The sequence below is a fragment of the Paracoccus sp. J56 genome (genome assembly GCF_019633685.1).
Classification (GTDB): Bacteria; Pseudomonadota; Alphaproteobacteria; order Rhodobacterales; family Rhodobacteraceae; genus Paracoccus; species Paracoccus kondratievae.
The window spans coordinates 25,642-45,255 of record NZ_JAFL01000006.1 but is presented as its reverse complement, the minus strand read 5'-3'; the positions used below and the strand labels follow the sequence as shown (position 1 = coordinate 45,255).

Sequence of the window (19,614 nt, the reverse complement as noted above, 5' to 3'; positions counted from 1 at the left end):
CGCAGACGGGGACGGGCCGTTACCGTTCCGCATCCGGTTGCGGATGTTGCGGAGGGGATGATGGCCCACATCCTGATCGTCGAGGACGAGGATAACATTGCCGCCGCGCTGGAGTTTCTGCTTTTGCGCGCTGGCCACAGCTACAGGCGGATCGCCCGAGGCGCAGGCGCGCTGGACGAAATGCGGGCACGCCGTCCTGATCTGGTGCTGCTTGATATCATGCTGCCCGACATTTCGGGCTATGAGATTGTCGGGGCTGTACGCGCCGACCCGGATCTGCGCATGGTGCGGGTGCTGCTGATGACCGCGCGCGGCTCGGTGGTCGAGCGGCGCAAGGGGCTGGCGCTTGGGGCCAATGGTTTTATTGCCAAACCTTTTGAGCTGTCCGAACTGCGGGCCGAGATCGAGCGGTTGCTGGGCACCCCCTGACCGCCCGCACGTTCAGGCCGCGAGGTGTGGCAGGACCCAAATGCCGCTTTCGGGCGTAGCGTTCACCCGCAGCCGGCAGCCATAGGCGCAGGACAAGGTGTCATCGGACAGCACCTCTTCGGGACGGCCCTGAGCCAGAACGCGGCCGGCACACATCAGCACCAGCCGCTGCGCAAAAAGCGCAGTCAGGTTCAGATCATGCATGACCGCAATCACGCCTCCGCCCGCCCGCGCGTAATCGGCGGCCAGCCGCATGACTGTCAGCTGATGGGCGATGTCGAGGCTGCTGACCGGTTCATCCAGCATCAGCCAGCGCGGGCCGGTTTCCTTATCCACCGGCTGCCAGACCTGGGCCAGCACGCGGGCAAGCTGCACGCGCTGCTGTTCGCCACCCGAAAGCTCTTGATAAAGGCGGCCTGAAAAACCCGGCAGACCGACTGCCGCCAGCGCCTGCGGGATCAGGGCCTCGGTGCGCCCGGCCTGCCCCTCGATCCCGATGCGAACCACTTCGGCAACGGTAAAGGGAAAGGACAGCTCGGCTGCCTGTGGCAGCACGCCGCGGTGGCGCGCCAGTTCTTCGGGCGGCATCCGTGCGATGTCTCGACCGTTCAGGGTGATGCGGCCCCGGCAGGCCAGCTCTCCGGTCAGGCTGCGCATCAGGGTCGTCTTGCCCGAGCCGTTGGGGCCGACGATGGCCGTGAACTCGCCCGCCTGCGCGCTTACCGACACGCCATGCAGCACCTGTTTTCGGCCAAGACTGACCGAGATATCGCTGGCGATCAGGCTCATAGGTCCAGCACTCCGCGATTGCGCAAGAGGATCCACAGAAAGAACGGCCCGCCCATGATGGCGGTGACGATGCCGATCGGCAGTTCGGCCGGGGCGATGACCGTACGGCTGATCATATCGGCGATCAGCAGCGTGACCGCGCCAAGCAGCGCCGAGTTCACAAGCAGCCAGCGGTGATCCGGCCCGCTTGCAAGCCGCAAAAGATGCGGCACGACGATGCCGACAAAGCCGATCCCGCCCGAGACCGCCACCGCGGCCCCGGTTGCTGCGGCGACAGTCAGGATGGCGCGGTTCTTGACCTTTTGCACCCGGATACCGACATGGGCGGCCGCGGCCTCACCCAGCGCCAGCGCGTTCAGCCCGCGTGCCAGCCATGGCGCATGGATCATTGCCAGCGCCATGATCGGCGCGGCCACCAGAAGCTTGGGCCAGTTCGCCCCGGCCAGCGAGCCAAGACTCCAGAAGGTCACATCGCGCAATTCGCGGTCATCGGCGCGCAGGATGACCAGCCCTGAAACGGCCCCGATGATCGCCCCCAATGCAATCCCGGCAAGCAGCATGGTCGCAACCGAGGTGCGCCCCCGCCGCGTGGCGATGCGGTAAAGCGTGATCGTCGTGGCCCAGCCACCGGCAAAGGCCCCGACCGGCACCAGATACCAGCCGAAAAGCCCGGTCAGCCAGCCGGGCAGGGCGCTGGCCAGAACTATGGCAAGGATCGCCCCCAAAGAGGCGCCCGAGCTTATGCCCACGATGCCCGGGTCAGCCAGCGGGTTGCGAAACAGCCCCTGCATGACCGCCCCCGAAACAGCAAGCGAGGCGCCGACGAAAATGCCCATCAGCACCCGGGGCAGGCGGATATCCATCAGCACAACCCGATCCTGCACCGCAAGTTCGCGCCCGGCCAGAAGGTCCAGTATCGCCTGCGTCAGCGAGGTGCCCGAGGCGCCCCAGCCAAGTGAGATCACCGTCATTACTGCAAGCAGGGCTGCGAGTGCCAGCCCCAGACGGCGGGCGCGTTGGCTGCGGTCGCCCTTGATCCGCTGTGGCGGGCAAAGATCAGGGGACAAGGCGACCATCACGACCCCGCATAGATGAGGTCATGCAGTTCGACCGCCGCCTCGCCGGTGCGGGGACCAAAGCCCAGCAGTTTCAGTCCGTCCATTACCACTACCGCACCCGCACGACCTGCCGGGGTCTGGGCAAGCGCGGGGATTTTCTGCGCTGCTTCGGCTGCCTCGGCATTGGTGTTGCCGCCATTCATTGTGGCGTCAACCTGTTCATCGCCCCGCGTCATCATCAGGATGACATCGGGGGCGGCGGTAATGATCGCCTCATCAGTGACGGGCTTGTAGCCCTGGAACCCGGCCAGGGCGTTTTCGCCACCTGCCAGGCGAATGATCCCGTCAGCCGCCGTGCCTGTGCCGCCTGCCATGACGCGACCGCCTTGCAGCGAAAGGATGAAAAGGACCTTTTTCGGTGTCCCAACCGCCTGTGAGCGGGCCTGAACGGCCTCAAGATCGGCCGCCAGCTTTTCGCGCAGATCGCGGCCCTTTTCCGGCACGCCAAGCGCCTCGGACACGCGGTCCACCTTGTCGAGCACGCCGGCGATGTCATAACGCTCGGGCACCGCGACATAGGGCAGGCCCGTCGATTGCAGGACTGCGACCGCCTCGGGCGGGCCGGCACCTTCTTCGGCCAGGATCATGTCAGGCGCGACGTTCAGCACCCCCTCGGGCGACAGCGCGCGCAGATAGCCGACATCGGGCAAGGCATTGGCCTCGGGCGGCCAGTTCGAGGTGGTGTCACGCCCGACAAGCCGCGCCTCTTCGCCAAGCGCATAGATGATCTCGGTGATCGAGCCGCCAAGCGACAGCACGCGCCGGGCCTCGGGGTAGCTTTCGGCAAAGGCAGGCCCGGCAAGCCATGACGGTGTCAGCAGCGCAAGCGCCAGTGCCAGCCGTTTCATGCCGCTGCCTCGGCCAGTTCGGGCAGGTCATCAACCAGCGTCGCCCATGCTGCGGCATCGCCGCCCTTTTCGGGCCGCAGCCCGAAACACTGAAAAATCAGCGCGCCTTCTGCATCAAAAGCCTCGACCGAGATTGCCGGACCGCGCCGGGTCGGCTTGTCCACCGCCCAGACCTCGGCAACGTGATCGACGCGCAGATGCAGGTTAAAGCGCGGGTCCATGATATTCAGCCACGGCCCCATCGGCTTCAGCGACTGGATGGGTCCCGAGTGGATCTCGATACAGCCCATATTGCCGACAAAGAACATCACGCCGACGCCCTGGGCGTGGACCCGCTCAAGCAGGGCCGGCACCGCATCGACGGCCAGTTGCCGCACCAGCGGCGCGCCCGCGATGCGGTAAGCGCCCAGCCGGTTCATCTTGAGCCGGCGGGTCAGGATGTTGAACTGGTGGGTATCGGTCATCTCGGCCCATTCGCGGCGCAGGGCCTCGGCGCGCTCGGGGCTGGCCTTGGCGGGCTCGACCGGCGCGCGCGGCGCAAAGCTGGCGCTGTCGGATTGATCGGGCAGCGCCAGATCATGGCAAAGCGCCTGCCATGACGTCAGGTCCGAGGCATCGCGCAGGTGGATCTTGTGCACCGCGTCCCCCGCCGCATCAAAGATCTGGATCGAGCGGCGGGTCCCCGTCTCGGTCTTAAGTTCGACGGCAAATGCATGGACCCAATGGCGCGGAAACATACGCAGGTCGATTTCGGGGTCCACGGTCATGGCGGCATGTTCGCCATCGTGAAATTCGTTATAGGTGCCGATCTTTTCGATCACGCAAGAGCGGTTGCGGGTCAGCGCCATCACCTCGCCCAGACCTTGGACAAGGGGGATCAGCCGCCCCGGTTGCGGGTCAATCCGGATCGCACCATGGCCGACCCGCGCAGCGACCAACGCCGCCTCGGGGATGCCCAGCCGTTCGGCCAGATCATAGGGGCGGGTGCTGTTTTCGGCCAGAAAGCGGCGCAGATCGGCGGGGGAATGAACAGTCATTGCTGTGCCTTTCGCTGCTGTTGCATGCCCGTGGCCTTAACCCGGAGCAGTGCGCAAGAATCATTGACAGTTTTACTCAGTTTATTTTACGCCGCGCAAGATGCCAGCACGCGCCAGCCGGAAACTTCTGGATTTGACGACGGGAAACACATGCCACGCCATTCACTACGCGGCGCGCTGCTGGCCGGAACCGCCTGCCTGACCGCGCTGACCCTGACCACGCCCCTGCTTGCCCAACAGCGCACGGGCGAGGATGAGAAGACCAGGACCACCTTTGTGCTGGATCAGCTCGTGCTGCGCGCCGGAAAGCCCAAAGTCGCGTCCGAGGTACCCCAGTCGGTCTCGGTCGTGGACAGCGAGCAGTTGCGGGACATCGAGGCCGGCCATATCGGCGAGGTCCTGGCGACGGTGCCGGGTGTCGCCGGGGTCGGCTCGGGCAGTTTCTTTGGTCAGGGGTTCAACATCCGCGGCTTTGGCTCGACGGAAATGGCGGCGGCGGAATCCGGCATTGTCCAGCTGATCGACGGCGAAAAGAAATATTACGAATCCTACCGTCAGGGCGCGCTGTTCATTGAGCCGGATTTCCTGCGTCAGGTCGAGGTGCTGCGCGGGCCGGGGTCCTCGACGCTATACGGTTCGGGCGCGCTTGGTGGCGTCATCGCCATGGAGACGATCGAGGCCAGCGACCTGATCGCCGGGGGCAGCACCTTCGGCGGCAAGGCCAAGCTTGGCTATGCCAGCAACCCCGACACGGTCCTGGGCAGCGTTGCGCTTGGCTGGCGCCCGGCCGAGGATTTTGAGGCTCTGGCCGCCTTTGCATGGCGCAAGCTGGGCGATACCAAGGACGCCGACGGCAATACCACCGTGCGCTCGAATTCCAAGACGCCGAACCTGCTGCTGAAAGTCAGGCGCACCTTTGGCGATCAGTATATCGCTTTTTCCTATCAGCATCTGGAAGCCAAAGGCGAAAATCAGGACTTCAATCAGGTCGAGGGCGCGCAGGCCGGACTTTTCCCCGGCTTCACCGGGTGGGGTGTCGGCGATATCACCACCCGCGACCAGACGATGAAACTGACCTGGGGCTGGAATCCGCAGGACAACCGCTACATCGACCTGACCGCGACCCTGTCCTATACCAACACCATGAAGGATGTCCGGCAGGGCGACGACCCGGATGAGCCGATCATGGCTTCGTTGCTGGGCCGGCGGGACTATCAGCTGTGGAAATTCAAGCTGCGCAACGTCTCGGACCTGTCGGGGGCGGGCTATGATCACCACCTGACCACCGGTTTCGACATCATGAAACAGGACCGTTCGTCCAGCGTGCCGTCAAGTTCGCACCCCGAGGCCTATACCCGCGCCTGGGGGGCCTATGCGCTGTCCGAGCTGACCTGGGGCGATCTGACTGTGAACTCGGGTCTGCGCTATGAAAAGCAGCGCACCGAGCCCAAATCCTCGGTGACGGCGACGGACGATAAATACAACTCCGAAGCCATCGAGCCGCAAATCGCAGCGATCTACAGGCTGAATGACAGCTGGTCGGTCTTTGGCTCGGTCGCCTTTGTTCAGCGCATGCCGACGGTTGATGAACTTTACGACAGCTTTCGTGGTGGTGCGCCTTCGCCGGATCTCAAGGATGAAAAGGGCAAGAACCTTGAGGCCGGGCTGTCCTATCGCGGCTCGGATCTGTTCGCCTCGGGCGATGCGGCGGTGATGAAATTGACGCTGTTTCGCAATCATATCGACGACATGATCATGCGCACGAATGGCGCCGCGCCGACCCCGGCCTATGTCAATATCGACCGTGCCTATCTGCGCGGCGGTGAGCTGGAGGCCAGCTACAGCCTTAACAACTGGGAACTGGGCGCCGCCGTTTCGATCGTCGATGGCAAGGATCAGGACGGCAAGGTCCTGGACACGCTGCCAAACGACCGGGTCACGCTGCAGGCGATCTGGCGGCCTAATGACGAGTGGCGACTGGGCCTGCGCAGCACTTTGGCGAAAGGCCGGGACAAAGCGGATGACGAGCATCGCGCGGGCTATGGCGTCCATGACGTCTTTGCCACCTGGGCCCCGCAAACGGGTGCCGCAGCAGGGATCGAGGTTCATATGGGCATCGATAACATCGCCGATCGCGATTACACGCCTGCCACCTGGCTGAGCGGCCCGGCCCCGGGGCGGAACTTTAAACTGTCGGTCTCGCGCAGTTTCTGAGCGGGGCTGCCAGATGCGAAGGCCGGTCCCATCCGGGGCCGGCCGTTTCATTTTAGGGCTCAGTTTGCCCGCCATGTTTGGGCAATCAGCGCGTCATGATCGTCCATTTCGATAACGCGGCCCTCATGTATGACAGCGATACGGTCGGTATGGCGGGTTGCGCCCAGCCGATGGGTGATAACCGGCATCCTGCGTCCGATTGCCGGCTTTCCAAGGGACAGGATCGGTGAATTCTTGAGAATGGCGCGGGCATAGTCGCCCATCAGCCCTTAGAATGTGTCGTGGGCAGCGCCACACTGATCACGGTATCAAGGGGCAGCGAGCAAAACCCGCATCGCGGCATAACCGATCAAGGGGTCGCCCCAGACGCCCAGAACCTCGGCCGAGGCATGGGCCCGGTCATTTTCTTCGCGTTTACATGTCTGCCTGCGGGAATGCTCAACCCCGTTCATTTTGCTTGGCTCATGCGTCGTCGGCTGCCCTCGGGCTCCCCGGGAATCGCAGGTTCCTTGGGGAAAGAAGTTCGCTTTCACGCTATCGTTGTGGATTTGCGGCCCCTTATTGCCTGTTCCACGGGCAGATGAAAAGCCGGGCGATACAGGCTGCAGAGCCGCAGTTTTTGGCATGCGCCAAGATGAAGTAATCTTTGTTACATATTGTTGTCGCGTAATTTTTACAAAGAGCTGCGACAGGGCAGGCGTGACCGGCGCTTTGCCTCCCCGACAGTTTCCATACTGGTCGGTTTGTTTGCGAATTGACACATGCGTCATTGGCAGTGGACAAATTCGAACAGATTCGAAAAGATTCGAACGGGGGGCGGATGGCGGGCGCAGGGGCAACCTTCACAGCCCCGTCCGGGAACAAGAACGCCGAAAGGCATGAATCGGAGGAATATCCATGCGGAAAAACCTGTTCTGGCTGGCCGGTATGATGGCCCTGCCGGTCGCTGCCGAAGCCAAGACCGAAATTTCGTGGTGGCATGCGATGACTGGCGCCAATGCCGAAGTGGTGACCAAGATCGCCAATGACTTTAACGCCAGCCAAACCGACTATGAGCTCAAGCCGGTCTTCAAGGGCACCTATCCCGAGACGCTGAATGCCGGTATTGCGGCCTTTCGCGCCGGGCAGGCCCCGGACATCATTCAGGTCTTTGACGTCGGAACCGGCGTGATGATGGGCGCCCAGGGCGCGATCAAACCGGTCGCCGAAGTGCTGAAAGAAGGTGGCTACGAATTCGACAAGAGCCAGTATCTGCCCGGTATCGTCGGCTATTATTCGACGCCCGAGGGCGATATGCTGTCTTTCCCCTATAACTCGTCCTCGCCGATCCTTTATTATAACAAGGACATCTTCCAGAAGGCGGGCCTTGACCCCGAAACCCCGCCCAAGACCTGGGCCGAGGTCTGGGCGGCTGCCCGCAAGATCAAAGAGTCGGGCGCGGCGACCTGCGGCTATACCTCGACCTGGCTGACCTGGATTCACACCGAGAACTTTGCCGCCTGGAACAACGTCAGCTGGGCGACGAATGAAAACGGCCTTGCCGGCACGCCCGAGCTGAAGATTGACGGACCGCTGTTTGTCAAGCATTTCCAAGAGCTTGCCGATCTGGCCAAAGAGGGCGTCTTTGTCTACGGCGGCCGCACCAGCGAGGCCAAGCAGAACTTTACCTCTGGCGAATGCGGGATTCTGACCGAAAGCTCGGGCGGGCTCGGCGATATCGTAAAATCGGGCATGAACTACGGCATCGGCCAGCTGCCCTATGACGAGACCGCCGAGGGTGCGCCGCAAAACACCACCCCCGGCGGTGCTTCGCTGTGGGTCATGGGCGGCAAGTCGGACGAGACCTACAAGGGCGTCGCTGCCTTCTTCAACTACCTTTCCCAGACCGAGGTTCAGCAGTTCCTGCACGAACAATCGGGCTATCTGCCGGTGACCATGGCTGCCTATGAGGCGACCAAAGGTTCGGATTTCTATCAACAGAACCCGGGCCGCGAAACGCCGATCCAGCAGATGATGGGCAAGGCGCCGACCGAGAATTCAAAAGGGGTGCGCGCGCCTAACCTGCCGCAGCTGCGCGACATTCAGAACGAAGAATACGAAAAGATGCTCGCTGGCCAGCAGGACGCGGCCACCGCGCTGAAAAACGCCGTCGAACGCGGCAATGCCGCGATCAAGGAAGCCGTGGGCGGTTGAAACCAGAAGGCGGGCGTTCCGGCGCCCGCCCGACCCTAAAGAGGGACAGATGAGACGCACCGTCTTTCCGCACAAGCTGTTGCCCTGGCTGCTGCTGGCGCCACAGCTGGCAATCACGCTGATCTTTTTCTATTGGCCCGCAGCGCAGGCGTTTCGCCAGTCAATGCTGCGCGAGGACGCCTTTGGCCTGAAGACCACCTTCGTGGGGCTTGCGAATTTTCGTAAGGTGCTGAGCGATCCGAACTATCTGAACTCGATGCGGGTGACGGTGGTGTTTTCGGTACTTGTGGCATTTTTCGCCATGGCGATTGCGTTGTTTCTGGCCGTGCAGGCCGAAAAGATTGTCCGGGGCAAAGGGTTTTACCGCACGCTGATGATCTGGCCCTATGCGGTGGCGCCCGCCATTGCCGGTATGCTGTGGCTTTTCATGTTCAATCCCAGCTTTGGCACGCTTGCCTGGCCCCTGCGGCAGCTTGGTATCAGCTGGAACCCGCTGCTTGACAGCACACAGGCCATGGGGCTGGTTGTCGCTGCCGCGACATGGAAGCAAATCAGCTACAATTTTCTGTTCTTTGTCGCAGGCTTGCAGGCAATTCCTCGTTCACTGCTGGAAGCGGCGGCGATCGACGGGGCATCGCGCCGCCATACGTTCTGGACCATCACCTTTCCGCTGCTGGCACCGACGAGCTTTTTCCTGCTGGTCGTAAACACGGTTTATGCGCTTTTCGACACCTTTGGCATCATCCATGCGGTGACTGGTGGCGGCCCCGGCAAGGCGACGGAAACGCTGGTCTACAAGGTTTACAACGACGGTTTCGTCAACCTGATCATGGGCGACAGCGCCGCGCAATCGGTGATCCTGATGATCATCGTCATTGCGCTGTCCGCCTTCCAGTTCCGCTTCATCGAAAGGCGGGTGCATTATGGCTGAGTCCGCTCCTCTCGCTGCGCGCCGTTCGGGCCGGCTGATCGCACATCTGTGGATGGTGCTTGGCGTGATTGTCGTGGCCTTCCCGGTCTATTACGTCTTTGTCGCCTCGACCCATTCGTTGCAAACGATCCTGCGCCCGCCCTTGCCGCTGCTGCCCGGTTCCGAGGCGGTGCGGAACTATTCCGAGGCATTCTCGGGTGGGGTCAGCCGCATTGGCGGGGTCAGCCTGTGGCGGCTGCTGGCCAATACCACCATCGTTGCGATGGGGATTGCGCTTGGCAAGATCGCGATCTCGATGGCCTCGGCCTATGCGATCGTCTTTTTCCGCTTTCCGCTGCGGATGGCCTGTTTCTGGCTGATCTTCATCACGCTGATGCTGCCGGTCGAGGTGCGTATCCAGCCGACCTACAAGGTCATGGTCGATCTTGGGCTGATCAACACCTATCCGGGTCTGATCCTGCCGCTGATCGCCTCGGCTACGGCGACGCTGCTGTTTCGGCAGTTCTTCATGACCATTCCGGATGAGCTGCTTGAGGCGGCTCGCGTCGATGGTGCCGGGCCGTGGCGGTTTTTCAAGGACATCCTGTGGCCCCTGTCGCTGACCAATGTCGCGGCGATCTTTGTGATCCAGTTCATCTATGGCTGGACGCAATATCTGTGGCCGCTGCTGGTTACCAATTCCAACGAAATGAACACGATCGTCATCGCGCTGAAGAAGATGGTTTCTTTTGCTGATGCCGATACCCCCTGGCACCTCGTGATGGTGACCAGCGTGCTGGCCATTCTGCCGCCGATCCTGGTGGTGGTGCTGATGCAGCGCTGGTTCGTCAAGGGTCTGGTCGAGACGGAGAAATAAATGGCCCGCATCCTGCTGAACGACGTCCGCAAGAGTTATGCGGGAACTCAGGTGATCCATGGCATCAACATGCAGATCGCTGACGGTGAATTCGTGGTGATTGTCGGCCCCTCGGGCTGCGGCAAATCCACGCTGCTGCGCATGGTCGCGGGGCTTGAGGCGATCACCTCTGGTACGGTCGAGATCGGCGACAAGGTGGTCAACGACCTTGAGCCGCGTCAGCGCGACATTGCCATGGTGTTCCAGAACTACGCGCTTTACCCGCACATGTCGGTGCGCGAGAATATGGCCTACGGCCTCAAGATCGCCCGCATGTCCAAGGCCGAGATCGGCAGCCGTGTCGCCAAGGCCGCAACCATGCTTGAGCTTGAGCCCTATCTGGACCGCAAGCCTCGCGCATTGTCGGGCGGCCAGCGCCAGCGCGTCGCCATGGGCCGGGCGCTGGTGCGCGAGCCTGCGGCGCTGCTTCTGGATGAGCCGCTGTCGAACCTTGACGCCAAGCTGCGGGTCCAGATGCGTTTGCAGATCAAGGAAATGCACCTGCGCACAGGCCAGACCACCCTTTACGTCACCCATGATCAGGTCGAGGCAATGACGCTGGCTGACCGGCTGATCGTGATGAACAAGGGCGTGGCCGAACAGATTGCGACCCCGCTTGAGGTCTATCAGCGACCGGCCAGTGAATTCGTCGCGGGCTTTATCGGCTCTCCGGCCATGAACATCTTTACGGTCAGCGCGGCTGACGGTCGCGTGACCTTGCCGGGGGGCGCGGTCCTGCCGCTGCCCGTGCCGCGTGGGGGCGATCTGCGTCTTGGTCTGCGCCCCGAACATATGCGCATGGCCGAACCGGGCGAGGCGGCAATCCCCGTCGTGCTGCGCTCGGTCGAGCGGCTGGGGGCGGATGCTTTCGGCTATGGCATGATCGAAGGCTCGGATGTGTCTTTCGTTCTGCGTTTGCCCGGCACCAGTACGCTTGATCGCGGCGACCGGGTCGAGGCGGTGCCTGATCCGGCGCATCTGCATTTCTTTGACCCCGAAAGCGGAAAGCGTATCGAAGGTTAATGTCACTTTGCAGCCGGGCCAGAGGCGGTTCGCCGCCGGCCCGGTTTGCAGGTGCCCGCGCCGCACCTATATCCATCGCTGCAGTATAAAGAAGGCAGGTTTATGATGGATGAGGCGCAAGAACCCGGTCATGCGGGGCCGATCCTGCATTTTCGCGGCATGGCCGGGGGCGGGATCAGGCTTGCGACTATCATCATCCGCCCGCTTAATGCGCCAGCGCCTCCGTCGCTGCGGGTTTCTACGGCCGGGGTCGCACCTGTCCGCATCGCCGAAATTGCCAATGTCGCAATCTGGCGCCACGACTTTACCCTGACGCCCGCTGATCGTGGTTATGAGTTCGCGGACTGCTTTTACGAGGTCGTCACCGATCTGAGCGGCGATCTGCGCCTTGCCTTCGTTTCCTGTAATGGCGAGGAAAACGGCGATCTTGAGCGCGACGATGATGAACGTAACCTGATGTGGACGCGGTTGGCGCAGGATCACGCCAGCGCCCCCTTTGCGTTGCTATTGCAGGGCGGCGACCAGATTTATGCTGATGAGGCGACGCAAGGCCACCCGCTGAGCGAGGATTGGCCCGATCACGCGCCCGAGGTCGATGACTCTGCCGCGCTGCAAGATCTGGCCCGGCATCTGCGCGACCGTTTTGTCGAACGCTATCTGCATGTGCTGCGCGCGCCCGGCTATTCGTGGATGGCGGCACGGGTGCCGACGCTGGCGATCTGGGACGACCATGACATTTGTGACGGCTGGGGCTCGCTGCCTGAAAAGCGCGCGCGCTCGGCCGTTGGCCAGGCGCTGTTTCAGGCCGCGCGCGAGACCTATTTGCTGTTCCAGCATGGCGCGGTTGAAAGCGACATCCCCGAGCTGTTTCTTGACGCCACAGGTGCCAGCCTTGGCTGGAAACGCGAACTGCCCGGCCTGACCATCGCAGCACCCGACCTGCGTTCAGAACGCGACCGTCATCGGATCATGGGCCCGGCGGGCTGGCAATCGGTCGAGGCGCTGGCGCCGCAAGGCGAACATATCTTTCTGGTCTCCAGCGTCCCGCTGCTTGGTCCGCGCCTGTCGCTGATCGAGCGGGTGATGATGGCGATCCCGCGTATGCAGCATTACGAGGATGACTTGCGCGACCAATGGCAAAGCCGGGCACATCGCGCTGAATGGCGGCGGATGCTGGGGCAGGTGCTGCAATGGCGCGACCATGCGCGCGTCACCGCCCTGTCGGGCGAGATCCACCTTGCCACACGGGCCGAAATGGGACCGCAGGCGCAAAAGATCCATCAGCTTGTCGCCTCGGGCATTTCCCACCGTGCGCCTTCGCGCGCCTATGCCCGGCTGCTGGGCCTGTTTGCCGGGCTGGGCGAGGCGCCTTTGCCCGGCCACCCGATCCGCATCCTGCCGCTGCCTGGCCAGCGCCACCGCTATGTCGCCGAACGCAATTACCTGACCCTTACCCGCAGTGCGGGCCATTGGCAGGCGGTCTGGCATCTTGAGGACAGCGGCAAAACGCCTCCGCTAGAGCTGTCCGCCTGATCGGGCCGGCGTGGCGGTTGCGCCGCCCGCCAAAGCCCGCTATCCCGGGCGCCCATACCGGTCGCAGCCTACCCGGTTATCAAAACAAGGGTTCACAATATGAAGACTTTAGTTGTCTGCTCAGGCGGACTCGATTCCGTGACGCTTGCTCATATGGTCGCGGCACGGGGCGAACTTTCACGCCTGATCTCGTTCGATTATGGCCAACGCCACCGCAAAGAGCTGGAATTCGCGGTCGCCACCGCCTGGCAGCTTGAGGTGCCCCACCACGTCATAGATCTGCGCGGCGTGGGGGCGGCACTTGGCGGCTCGGCCCTGACCGGAGGGGCCGAAGTGCCCGACGGCCACTATGTCGAGGAAACCATGCGCATCACCGTGGTTCCGAACCGTAATGCCATCATGCTGACGATTGCCTTTGGTGTCGCGGCCTCGATGGGGGATGAGGCGGTGGCCATCGCCGTCCATGGCGGAGATCATTTCATCTATCCCGACTGCCGCCCGGCCTTTACCCAGGCGTTCCAGCATATGCAGGACGCGGCACTTGACGGCTATGCCCGGATCACGCTGCTGACGCCCTTTGTCCATCGCACCAAGGCCGATATCGTCGCCGAAGGGGCACGCCACAACACCCCCTTTGCCGCCACATGGTCCTGTTACAGGGGCGGTAAGCAGCATTGCGGCCGCTGTGGCACCTGTGTCGAACGGCGCGAAGCCTTTCAACTGGCCGGTGTCCCAGACCCGACCACCTATGAGGACCCGGATTTCTGGCTGCAAGCCGTCGCTGACCGGGGGCGGAAGTGATGTTCCGCATTTCCAAGGAATTTCATTTCTCGGCCTCGCATCAGCTATCCCATCTGCCTCCCGATCACCAATGCGCCCGGCTACACGGCCATAACTACATCGTGGTGGTCGAGCTGGCCTCGGCCACGCTGAACGCTGATGGTTTCGTGCGGGACTATCATGAGCTTGCGCCGTTAAAGCATTATATCGACACGCAATTCGACCATCGTCATCTGAATGAAGTGCTGGACGGCCCCTCAACGGCCGAGAATATGGCGCGGCATTTTCACGATTGGTGCAAGGCGCGCTGGCCTGAAACGGTGGCGGTCCGTGTTTCCGAGACACCCAAGACCTGGGCCGAGTACCGGCCATGACCCTGCGCATCGCCGAAATATTTGGCCCGACCATTCAGGGCGAGGGTGCCCTGATCGGAGAGCCGACCGTTTTTGTCCGCGCTGGCGGCTGTGATTACCGCTGCCATTGGTGCGACAGCTTGCATGCCGTGGACAGCAGTCACCGACACGAATGGCGGCCAATGGAGGCCAGGGAAATCTGGGCCGAGGTGCGCCGCCTGTCGGCTGGCCAGCCGCTGACCGTTTCGCTGTCAGGGGGGAACCCGGCGATTCAGGATTTTGCCCCGTTGATCGCGCTGGGGCGGGCCGGGGGGTATCGCTTTGCCTGCGAAACTCAGGGCTCGATTGCGCAGCCGTGGTTTGGCGATCTGGCCATGCTGGTCCTGTCACCCAAGCCGCCCTCTAGCGGGCAGGTGGTGGACTGGGATGCCTTTGATCGCTGCCTGAGCGCAGCCGAAGGCGCGGGTCGGCGGGTGCTCAAGATCGTCATTTTCGATCAGGCGGATCTGGATTGGGCGCGTGAGGTTGCCGCCCGCTATCCCGACCTGCCGCTTTACCTGCAACCCGGCAACCCTGAAACCGACCCTGAAACCCCGGTCGAGCCACAAGCCCTTGCCGACCGGTTGCTGTGGCTGGTCGAAAACACGGTCGGCCGCGGCTGGCTGAAACCCCACATTCTGCCGCAACTGCATGTCCTGATCTGGGGCAACCGGCGCGGCGTATAAGACCATAGGAGCGAAGAATGTCCGAAACGATCTATAGCGGCCTTAAACAGCTTGGTGGCGCAACAGTTCTGCCTGAAAGCCCCGACAAGGCCGAGCTTGAGCGGGTGCAGAACCCGCAGGCCGATGTTGCTTATAACGTACGTTTCACCGCGCCTGAATTCACCTCGCTTTGCCCTATGACCGGTCAGCCGGACTTTGCACATCTGGTTATTGATTATGTGCCAGGTGACTGGCTTGTTGAGTCGAAATCGCTGAAATTATACCTTGGAAGCTTTCGAAATCACGGTGCTTTTCACGAAGATTGCACCGTTTCTATCGGGCGCAGGCTTGCCGGATTCCTCGCTCCGCTCTGGCTGCGCATCGGCGGCTATTGGTATCCGCGCGGCGGTATGCCGATTGACGTTTTCTGGCAAACCGGCCCGATGCCCTCGGGGGTCTGGATCCCGGATCAGGGCGTGCCACCCTATCGCGGACGCGGCTAAGGCTTGCTGACGCAAATCATCTATCGGCGCGGGTGCTCATAGGCTCCGCGCCGATTTTTCTTGACAGCCCTCATCACTATGTGTGAGCATTTGCCCATCACATTAGCAAATGCTGATCCGTAGGGGAGGACAATCGCATGAGCATGATGCTGCGCGGCTTGATGGGGGCCTGCGCCGTGACGGCGCTGACGCTGCCAGCCATGGCCGAGACACTGACCATCGCCACCGTGAACAATGGTGACATGATCCGCATGCAAAAGATGAGCAAGCCGTTCACCGATGCGAACCCGGACATCACGCTGGAATGGGTCACGCTTGAGGAAAACGTGCTGCGTCAGCGCGTGACGACCGATATCGCCACCAAGGGCGGGCAATATGACATCGTCACTGTCGGCAATTACGAGGTGCCGATCTGGGCCAGGCAGGGTTGGCTGTTGCCGCTTGAGGATATGGGCGAGGAATACGATGCCGCTGATATCCTGCCGCCGATCAGCGCCGGCCTGTCGGTGGATGGCAAGCTATATGCCGCGCCATTCTATGGCGAATCCGCGATGATCATGTATCGCACCGATCTGATGGAAAAGGCCGGGCTGACCATGCCTGAACGCCCGACATGGGAGTTCATCTATGACGCCGCCCGCAAGATGACCGACAAAGAGGCCGAGGTCTACGGCATCTGCCTGCGTGGCAAGGCGGGCTGGGGCGAGAATATGGCCTTTCTGACCTCGATGGCACATAGCTATGGCGCGCCATGGTTCGACAAGGACTGGAAGCCCCAATTCTCGGGTGAGAAGTGGAAAAAGGCGCTGACCGACTATGTCACCATCATGAATGAGGCCGGCCCGCCCGGCGCCTCGTCCAACGGGTTCAACGAGAACCTCGCGCTGTTCCAGACCGGCAAATGCGGCATGTGGATTGATGCCACCGTGGCGGCAAGCTTTGTGTCGAACCCCAAGGAATCGACGGTGGCCGACAAGGTCGGCTATGCGCTGGCACCCGAGGGTGAAAAGCCGCAAATGTGGCTGTGGGCATGGACGCTGGCAATCCCCTCTTCGACCGATGCGCCTGATGCGGCAAAGAAATTCGTCGCCTGGGCGACCTCCAGGGCTTATACCGAACAGGTCGCAGCGACCGAGGGCTGGGCGAATGTGCCTCCGGGCACCCGCACCTCGCTTTATGAAAACCCCGAGTATCAGCAGGCCGCGCCCTTTGCCAGGCCGACGCTTGACAGCATCATGTCCGCCGATCTGCAAAACCCGACCAGCGTCGAGGTGCCCTATATCGGCACGCAATGGGTAGGCATCCCCGAGTTCCAGGCCCTTGGCACCTCGGTAGGCCAGCAGTTTTCTGCAGCTCTGGCTGGTCAGGCCAGCGTTGATCAGGCGTTGCAGATGGCCCAGCAGATTGCCGAACGCGAGATGGCCAAGGCCGGTTATCCCAAGTGATACCCAGTTGACGATGTAACCCGGTCGCGGGCCGGGCAGGGGGCGCATTGTCCCCTGCCACCCGGCACCGACAATGATTTCCTGCGCGGGGAGGCGCACCGATGGCGACCCGACACCAGAAAACTCTGGCACGGCTGATGGTTTCCCCCTCGGTCCTGTTGCTTCTGGGCTGGATGATCGTTCCTCTGGCCATGACGCTGTGGTTCAGCTTTCAAAGCTACAACCTGCTGTCACCCGGGATGGAACAGTTCATCGGCTGGACCAATTACCAGTATTTCCTGTCAGATCCGGCCTTCTGGACGGCGATGCGCAACACGCTTTTGCTGGTCGGTGGGGTGCTGGTCATCACCGTGGGGGGCGGCATTGCGCTGGCCCTGCTGCTGGATCAGCCGATGTTCGGGCAGGGTGTGGTACGTATTCTGGTGATTGCGCCCTTCTTCATCATGCCCACCGTTTCGGCGCTGGTGTGGAAGAACATGTTCATGAACCCGGTGAACGGGCTGTTTGCCTGGTTTGCCAAGGCGGTCGGGGCCCAGCCCATCGATTTTCTGGCCCAATATCCGCTGATGTCGATCATCCTGATCGTTTCATGGCAATGGCTGCCCTTTGCCACGCTGATCCTGCTGACGGCGCTGCAATCGCTTGACAGCGAGCAGATGGAGGCGGCCGAGATGGACGGGGCGGGCACTCTGGCCAAGTTCACCCATCTGGTCCTGCCACATCTGTCGCGCGCCATTACCGTCGTGATCCTGATCGAGACCATCTTTCTGCTGTCGGTCTTTGCCGAGATCCTGGTCACGACGAATGGCGGGCCGGGCTATCAATCCACCAACCTGACCTATCTGGTCTATAGCCAGGCCCTGCTGCAATTCGACGTGGGCGGCGCCTCTGCCGGGGGCATCATCGCGGTGATCCTGGCCAATATCGTGGCGATCTTCCTGATGCGGATGATCGGCAAGACGCTGGAGTAACGACATGGCCCGCAACATCTCTCAAAGCCGTCGCTGGGGCTTTACCATCCTGGCCTGGGGCGCGGCGCTGGTGATCTTTTTCCCGATCCTCTGGACCATCCTGACCAGTTTCAAGACCGAGGCCGATGCCATCGCCAGCCCGCCAAAGTTCCTGTTCTTTGACTGGACGGTCGAGAATTATGCCGAGGTGCAGTCTCGCTCACCCTATTTCCGGCATTTCATGAACTCGGTCATCATCTCGGTCGGCTCAACCCTGCTGGGTCTTGTCGTGGCGATCCCGGCGGCCTGGTCTATGGCCTTTCAACCGGGGCGTCGGACCAAAGACCTGCTGATGTGGATGCTGTCGACCAAGATGATGCCGGCGGCCGGGGTCCTGATCCCGATGTATCTGATGTTCCGCAGCTTTGGGCTGCTTGACAGCCGGCTGGGCATCACCGTGGTGCTGATGCTGATCAACCTGCCGATCATCGTCTGGATGCTTTATACCTATTTCCGCGAAATCCCGTCCGAGATCCTTGAGGCGGCGCGGATGGACGGGGCAAGTCTGCGCAACGAAATCCTTCATGTGCTGACGCCCATGGCAGTGCCGGGGATCGCCTCAACGCTGCTTTTGAACGTGATCCTTGCCTGGAACGAGGCGTTCTGGACGCTGAACCTGACCACGTCCAAAGCGGCGCCGCTGACGACATTTATCGCCAGCTATTCCAGCCCCGAGGGGCTGTTTTACGCGAAACTTTCGGCGGCGAGTACAATGGCCATCGCCCCGATCCTGATCCTTGGCTGGTTCAGCCAGAAACAGCTCGTCCGTGGGCTGACCTTTGGCGCGGTGAAATAAGGGGAGGCAAATATGGGAAGCATCACGCTTGAACAGGTCTGCAAAAGCTTTGGCGAGGTCGAGGTCATCCCCGGGGTCGACCTGCAGATCGAGGACGGAGAGTTCGTGGTCTTTGTCGGCCCTTCGGGCTGCGGGAAATCCACGCTTTTACGGCTGATCGCAGGGCTTGAGGACGTGACCTCGGGGCGGATCGTCATCGACGGGCAAGATGTGACGGTGGCGCCTCCGTCGCGGCGCAAACTTGCGATGGTGTTCCAGTCCTATGCGCTGTACCCGCATATGTCGGTGCGCAAAAACATCGCTTTCCCGTTAAAGATGGCGGGGCTGAGCGCCGATGAACAAGAACGGCGCGTCCAGCACGCGGCAGGGATCCTGAACCTGACCGACTATCTGGACCGCCGTCCGGGTCAGCTTTCAGGTGGTCAGCGTCAGCGCGTGGCGATCGGCCGTGCGATCGTGCGCGAACCTTCGGCATTTCTCTTTGATGAGCCTTTGTCGAACCTTGATGCGGCGCTGCGGGTGAACATGCGGGTCGAGATATCCGAGCTGCACAAAAAACTAGCTACCACAATGATCTATGTCACCCATGATCAGGTCGAGGCGATGACCATGGCCGACAAGATCGTCGTTCTGCGCGCCGGCCGGATCGAACAGGTGGGCAGCCCGCTTGAGCTTTATCGCCGCCCGGCGAACCGCTTTGTCGCGGGCTTTATCGGCAGCCCGAATATGAACTTTCTTGAAGGCGAGGCCGCCGCGCGTCTTGGTGCCCATGCGATCGGCGTCCGCCCCGAGCATTTCCGCCTGTCGATGAGCGAGGGGGCGTTTGCGGGCCGGGTCGGGGTCGCCGAGCATCTGGGTTCGGATACCTTCCTGCATGTCGATCTGGACGATGGAACCCATGTGGTTGCCCGGGCCGAGGGCGAATTCCCCGCCAGCCATGGGGACCGCATCCACCTGACCCCGCAGGACGGAAGGCTGTATCGCTTTGACCAAAACGGCAGCGCTCTGTGATC

The 19,614-nt window shown here is 62.0% G+C and carries 20 protein-coding genes; 15 read left to right on the top strand and 5 right to left on the bottom strand.

All coding sequences use genetic code 11. The features are described from left to right. The first annotated feature begins 60 nt into the window (after nucleotides 1–60). On the top strand, nucleotides 61–429 hold the full coding sequence (locus M511_RS05940; RefSeq protein ID WP_029372256.1) for a response regulator transcription factor: 369 nt from the start codon (nucleotides 61–63) through the stop codon (nucleotides 427–429). Between the two features lie 12 nt (nucleotides 430–441). Here the strand turns inward: M511_RS05940 and M511_RS05935 are convergent, their stop codons facing one another. Genes M511_RS05935 through M511_RS05920 form a run of 4 tightly spaced genes read right to left on the bottom strand, consistent with a single transcriptional unit; the run spans nucleotide 442 to nucleotide 4,221 of the window. Beyond that, a complete protein-coding gene (locus tag M511_RS05935) occupies nucleotides 442–1,218 on the bottom strand; it encodes a heme ABC transporter ATP-binding protein (RefSeq protein WP_085501657.1) in 777 nt (258 codons plus the stop codon). Beyond that, complete coding sequence (locus tag M511_RS05930; RefSeq protein ID WP_085501656.1) at nucleotides 1,215–2,294, bottom strand: FecCD family ABC transporter permease; 1,080 nt, start codon at nucleotides 2,292–2,294, stop codon at nucleotides 1,215–1,217. Before M511_RS05930 ends, M511_RS05935 begins: the two co-directional genes overlap by 4 nt. Next, nucleotides 2,294–3,184: a heme/hemin ABC transporter substrate-binding protein gene (locus tag M511_RS05925; RefSeq protein ID WP_085501655.1), complete on the bottom strand. Its 891-nt coding sequence runs from the start codon at nucleotides 3,182–3,184 to the stop codon at nucleotides 2,294–2,296. The genes M511_RS05930 and M511_RS05925 overlap by 1 nt, the downstream gene beginning before the upstream one ends. Continuing rightward, nucleotides 3,181–4,221, bottom strand: coding sequence for a hemin-degrading factor (locus tag M511_RS05920; protein ID WP_085501654.1), 1,041 nt, complete (start codon nucleotides 4,219–4,221; stop codon nucleotides 3,181–3,183). Before M511_RS05920 ends, M511_RS05925 begins: the two co-directional genes overlap by 4 nt. A 150-nt stretch (nucleotides 4,222–4,371) precedes the next feature. Here M511_RS05920 and M511_RS05915 point away from each other — a divergent pair, with 150 nt between their 5' ends. Then, nucleotides 4,372–6,435, top strand: a complete 2,064-nt coding sequence (locus M511_RS05915) for a TonB-dependent receptor domain-containing protein (RefSeq protein ID WP_085501653.1) — start codon at nucleotides 4,372–4,374, stop codon at nucleotides 6,433–6,435. 59 nt (nucleotides 6,436–6,494) lie between these two features. Here the strand turns inward: M511_RS05915 and M511_RS05910 are convergent, their stop codons facing one another. Then, entirely contained in the window at nucleotides 6,495–6,698 is a 204-nt protein-coding gene (locus M511_RS05910) for a P-loop NTPase family protein (protein ID WP_085501652.1), read from the bottom strand. A 634-nt stretch (nucleotides 6,699–7,332) separates the two neighbouring features. On the opposite strand from M511_RS05910, the gene ugpB reads away from it, so the two are divergent. The 13 genes from ugpB (at nucleotide 7,333) to M511_RS05845 (ending at nucleotide 19,612) form a co-directional block, all read left to right on the top strand. Next, nucleotides 7,333–8,628: a sn-glycerol-3-phosphate ABC transporter substrate-binding protein UgpB gene (gene ugpB, locus M511_RS05905; protein WP_085501651.1), complete on the top strand. Its 1,296-nt coding sequence runs from the start codon at nucleotides 7,333–7,335 to the stop codon at nucleotides 8,626–8,628. Between the two features lie 49 nt (nucleotides 8,629–8,677). Beyond that, complete coding sequence (gene ugpA, locus M511_RS05900) at nucleotides 8,678–9,559, top strand: sn-glycerol-3-phosphate ABC transporter permease UgpA (RefSeq protein ID WP_085501650.1); 882 nt, start codon at nucleotides 8,678–8,680, stop codon at nucleotides 9,557–9,559. After that, nucleotides 9,552–10,415, top strand: coding sequence for a sn-glycerol-3-phosphate ABC transporter permease UgpE (ugpE, locus tag M511_RS05895; RefSeq protein WP_085501649.1), 864 nt, complete (start codon nucleotides 9,552–9,554; stop codon nucleotides 10,413–10,415). Before ugpA ends, ugpE begins: the two co-directional genes overlap by 8 nt. After that, nucleotides 10,416–11,477, top strand: coding sequence for a sn-glycerol-3-phosphate import ATP-binding protein UgpC (locus M511_RS05890; RefSeq protein WP_085501648.1), 1,062 nt, complete (start codon nucleotides 10,416–10,418; stop codon nucleotides 11,475–11,477). It abuts the gene before it with no gap. A gap of 102 nt (nucleotides 11,478–11,579) precedes the next feature. Then, nucleotides 11,580–13,010 (top strand): alkaline phosphatase D family protein, encoded by a 1,431-nt coding sequence (locus M511_RS05885; protein WP_085501647.1) that lies wholly within the window; start codon nucleotides 11,580–11,582, stop codon nucleotides 13,008–13,010. Nucleotides 13,011–13,109: 99 nt separating this feature from the next. Beyond that, nucleotides 13,110–13,811: a 7-cyano-7-deazaguanine synthase QueC gene (queC, locus tag M511_RS05880; RefSeq protein WP_085501646.1), complete on the top strand. Its 702-nt coding sequence runs from the start codon at nucleotides 13,110–13,112 to the stop codon at nucleotides 13,809–13,811. Further along, on the top strand, nucleotides 13,811–14,164 hold the full coding sequence (queD, locus tag M511_RS05875; RefSeq protein WP_085501645.1) for a 6-carboxytetrahydropterin synthase QueD: 354 nt from the start codon (nucleotides 13,811–13,813) through the stop codon (nucleotides 14,162–14,164). Before queC ends, queD begins: the two co-directional genes overlap by 1 nt. Beyond that, nucleotides 14,161–14,868: a 7-carboxy-7-deazaguanine synthase QueE gene (gene queE, locus M511_RS05870; RefSeq protein ID WP_085501644.1), complete on the top strand. Its 708-nt coding sequence runs from the start codon at nucleotides 14,161–14,163 to the stop codon at nucleotides 14,866–14,868. The genes queD and queE overlap by 4 nt, the downstream gene beginning before the upstream one ends. 17 nt (nucleotides 14,869–14,885) lie before the next feature. Then, nucleotides 14,886–15,350 (top strand): preQ(1) synthase, encoded by a 465-nt coding sequence (gene queF, locus M511_RS05865; RefSeq protein WP_010397578.1) that lies wholly within the window; start codon nucleotides 14,886–14,888, stop codon nucleotides 15,348–15,350. 137 nt (nucleotides 15,351–15,487) lie between these two features. Beyond that, nucleotides 15,488–16,795, top strand: coding sequence for an ABC transporter substrate-binding protein (locus tag M511_RS05860; RefSeq protein WP_085501643.1), 1,308 nt, complete (start codon nucleotides 15,488–15,490; stop codon nucleotides 16,793–16,795). Nucleotides 16,796–16,896: 101 nt separating this feature from the next. Then, nucleotides 16,897–17,766 carry a carbohydrate ABC transporter permease gene (locus M511_RS05855; RefSeq protein ID WP_010397581.1) on the top strand — a complete coding sequence of 290 codons (870 nt, stop codon included), beginning with the start codon at nucleotides 16,897–16,899 and terminating at the stop codon, nucleotides 17,764–17,766. A 4-nt stretch (nucleotides 17,767–17,770) separates the two neighbouring features. Then, a complete protein-coding gene (locus tag M511_RS05850) occupies nucleotides 17,771–18,601 on the top strand; it encodes a carbohydrate ABC transporter permease (protein ID WP_085501642.1) in 831 nt (276 codons plus the stop codon). 12 nt (nucleotides 18,602–18,613) lie between these two features. Then, nucleotides 18,614–19,612: an ABC transporter ATP-binding protein gene (locus tag M511_RS05845; RefSeq protein WP_010397587.1), complete on the top strand. Its 999-nt coding sequence runs from the start codon at nucleotides 18,614–18,616 to the stop codon at nucleotides 19,610–19,612. Nucleotides 19,613–19,614: the final 2 nt, after the last annotated feature.

Coding starts and splice junctions, on each gene's coding strand:
- M511_RS05940 (WP_029372256.1), top strand. CDS start 61: ATGGCCCACATCCTGATCGTCGAGGACGAGGATAACATTGCCGCCGCG.
- M511_RS05935 (WP_085501657.1), bottom strand. CDS start 1,218: ATGAGCCTGATCGCCAGCGATATCTCGGTCAGTCTTGGCCGAAAACAG.
- M511_RS05930 (WP_085501656.1), bottom strand. CDS start 2,294: ATGGTCGCCTTGTCCCCTGATCTTTGCCCGCCACAGCGGATCAAGGGC.
- M511_RS05925 (WP_085501655.1), bottom strand. CDS start 3,184: ATGAAACGGCTGGCACTGGCGCTTGCGCTGCTGACACCGTCATGGCTT.
- M511_RS05920 (WP_085501654.1), bottom strand. CDS start 4,221: ATGACTGTTCATTCCCCCGCCGATCTGCGCCGCTTTCTGGCCGAAAAC.
- M511_RS05915 (WP_085501653.1), top strand. CDS start 4,372: ATGCCACGCCATTCACTACGCGGCGCGCTGCTGGCCGGAACCGCCTGC.
- M511_RS05910 (WP_085501652.1), bottom strand. CDS start 6,698: ATGGGCGACTATGCCCGCGCCATTCTCAAGAATTCACCGATCCTGTCC.
- ugpB (WP_085501651.1), top strand. CDS start 7,333: ATGCGGAAAAACCTGTTCTGGCTGGCCGGTATGATGGCCCTGCCGGTC.
- ugpA (WP_085501650.1), top strand. CDS start 8,678: ATGAGACGCACCGTCTTTCCGCACAAGCTGTTGCCCTGGCTGCTGCTG.
- ugpE (WP_085501649.1), top strand. CDS start 9,552: ATGGCTGAGTCCGCTCCTCTCGCTGCGCGCCGTTCGGGCCGGCTGATC.
- M511_RS05890 (WP_085501648.1), top strand. CDS start 10,416: ATGGCCCGCATCCTGCTGAACGACGTCCGCAAGAGTTATGCGGGAACT.
- M511_RS05885 (WP_085501647.1), top strand. CDS start 11,580: ATGATGGATGAGGCGCAAGAACCCGGTCATGCGGGGCCGATCCTGCAT.
- queC (WP_085501646.1), top strand. CDS start 13,110: ATGAAGACTTTAGTTGTCTGCTCAGGCGGACTCGATTCCGTGACGCTT.
- queD (WP_085501645.1), top strand. CDS start 13,811: ATGTTCCGCATTTCCAAGGAATTTCATTTCTCGGCCTCGCATCAGCTA.
- queE (WP_085501644.1), top strand. CDS start 14,161: ATGACCCTGCGCATCGCCGAAATATTTGGCCCGACCATTCAGGGCGAG.
- queF (WP_010397578.1), top strand. CDS start 14,886: ATGTCCGAAACGATCTATAGCGGCCTTAAACAGCTTGGTGGCGCAACA.
- M511_RS05860 (WP_085501643.1), top strand. CDS start 15,488: ATGAGCATGATGCTGCGCGGCTTGATGGGGGCCTGCGCCGTGACGGCG.
- M511_RS05855 (WP_010397581.1), top strand. CDS start 16,897: ATGGCGACCCGACACCAGAAAACTCTGGCACGGCTGATGGTTTCCCCC.
- M511_RS05850 (WP_085501642.1), top strand. CDS start 17,771: ATGGCCCGCAACATCTCTCAAAGCCGTCGCTGGGGCTTTACCATCCTG.
- M511_RS05845 (WP_010397587.1), top strand. CDS start 18,614: ATGGGAAGCATCACGCTTGAACAGGTCTGCAAAAGCTTTGGCGAGGTC.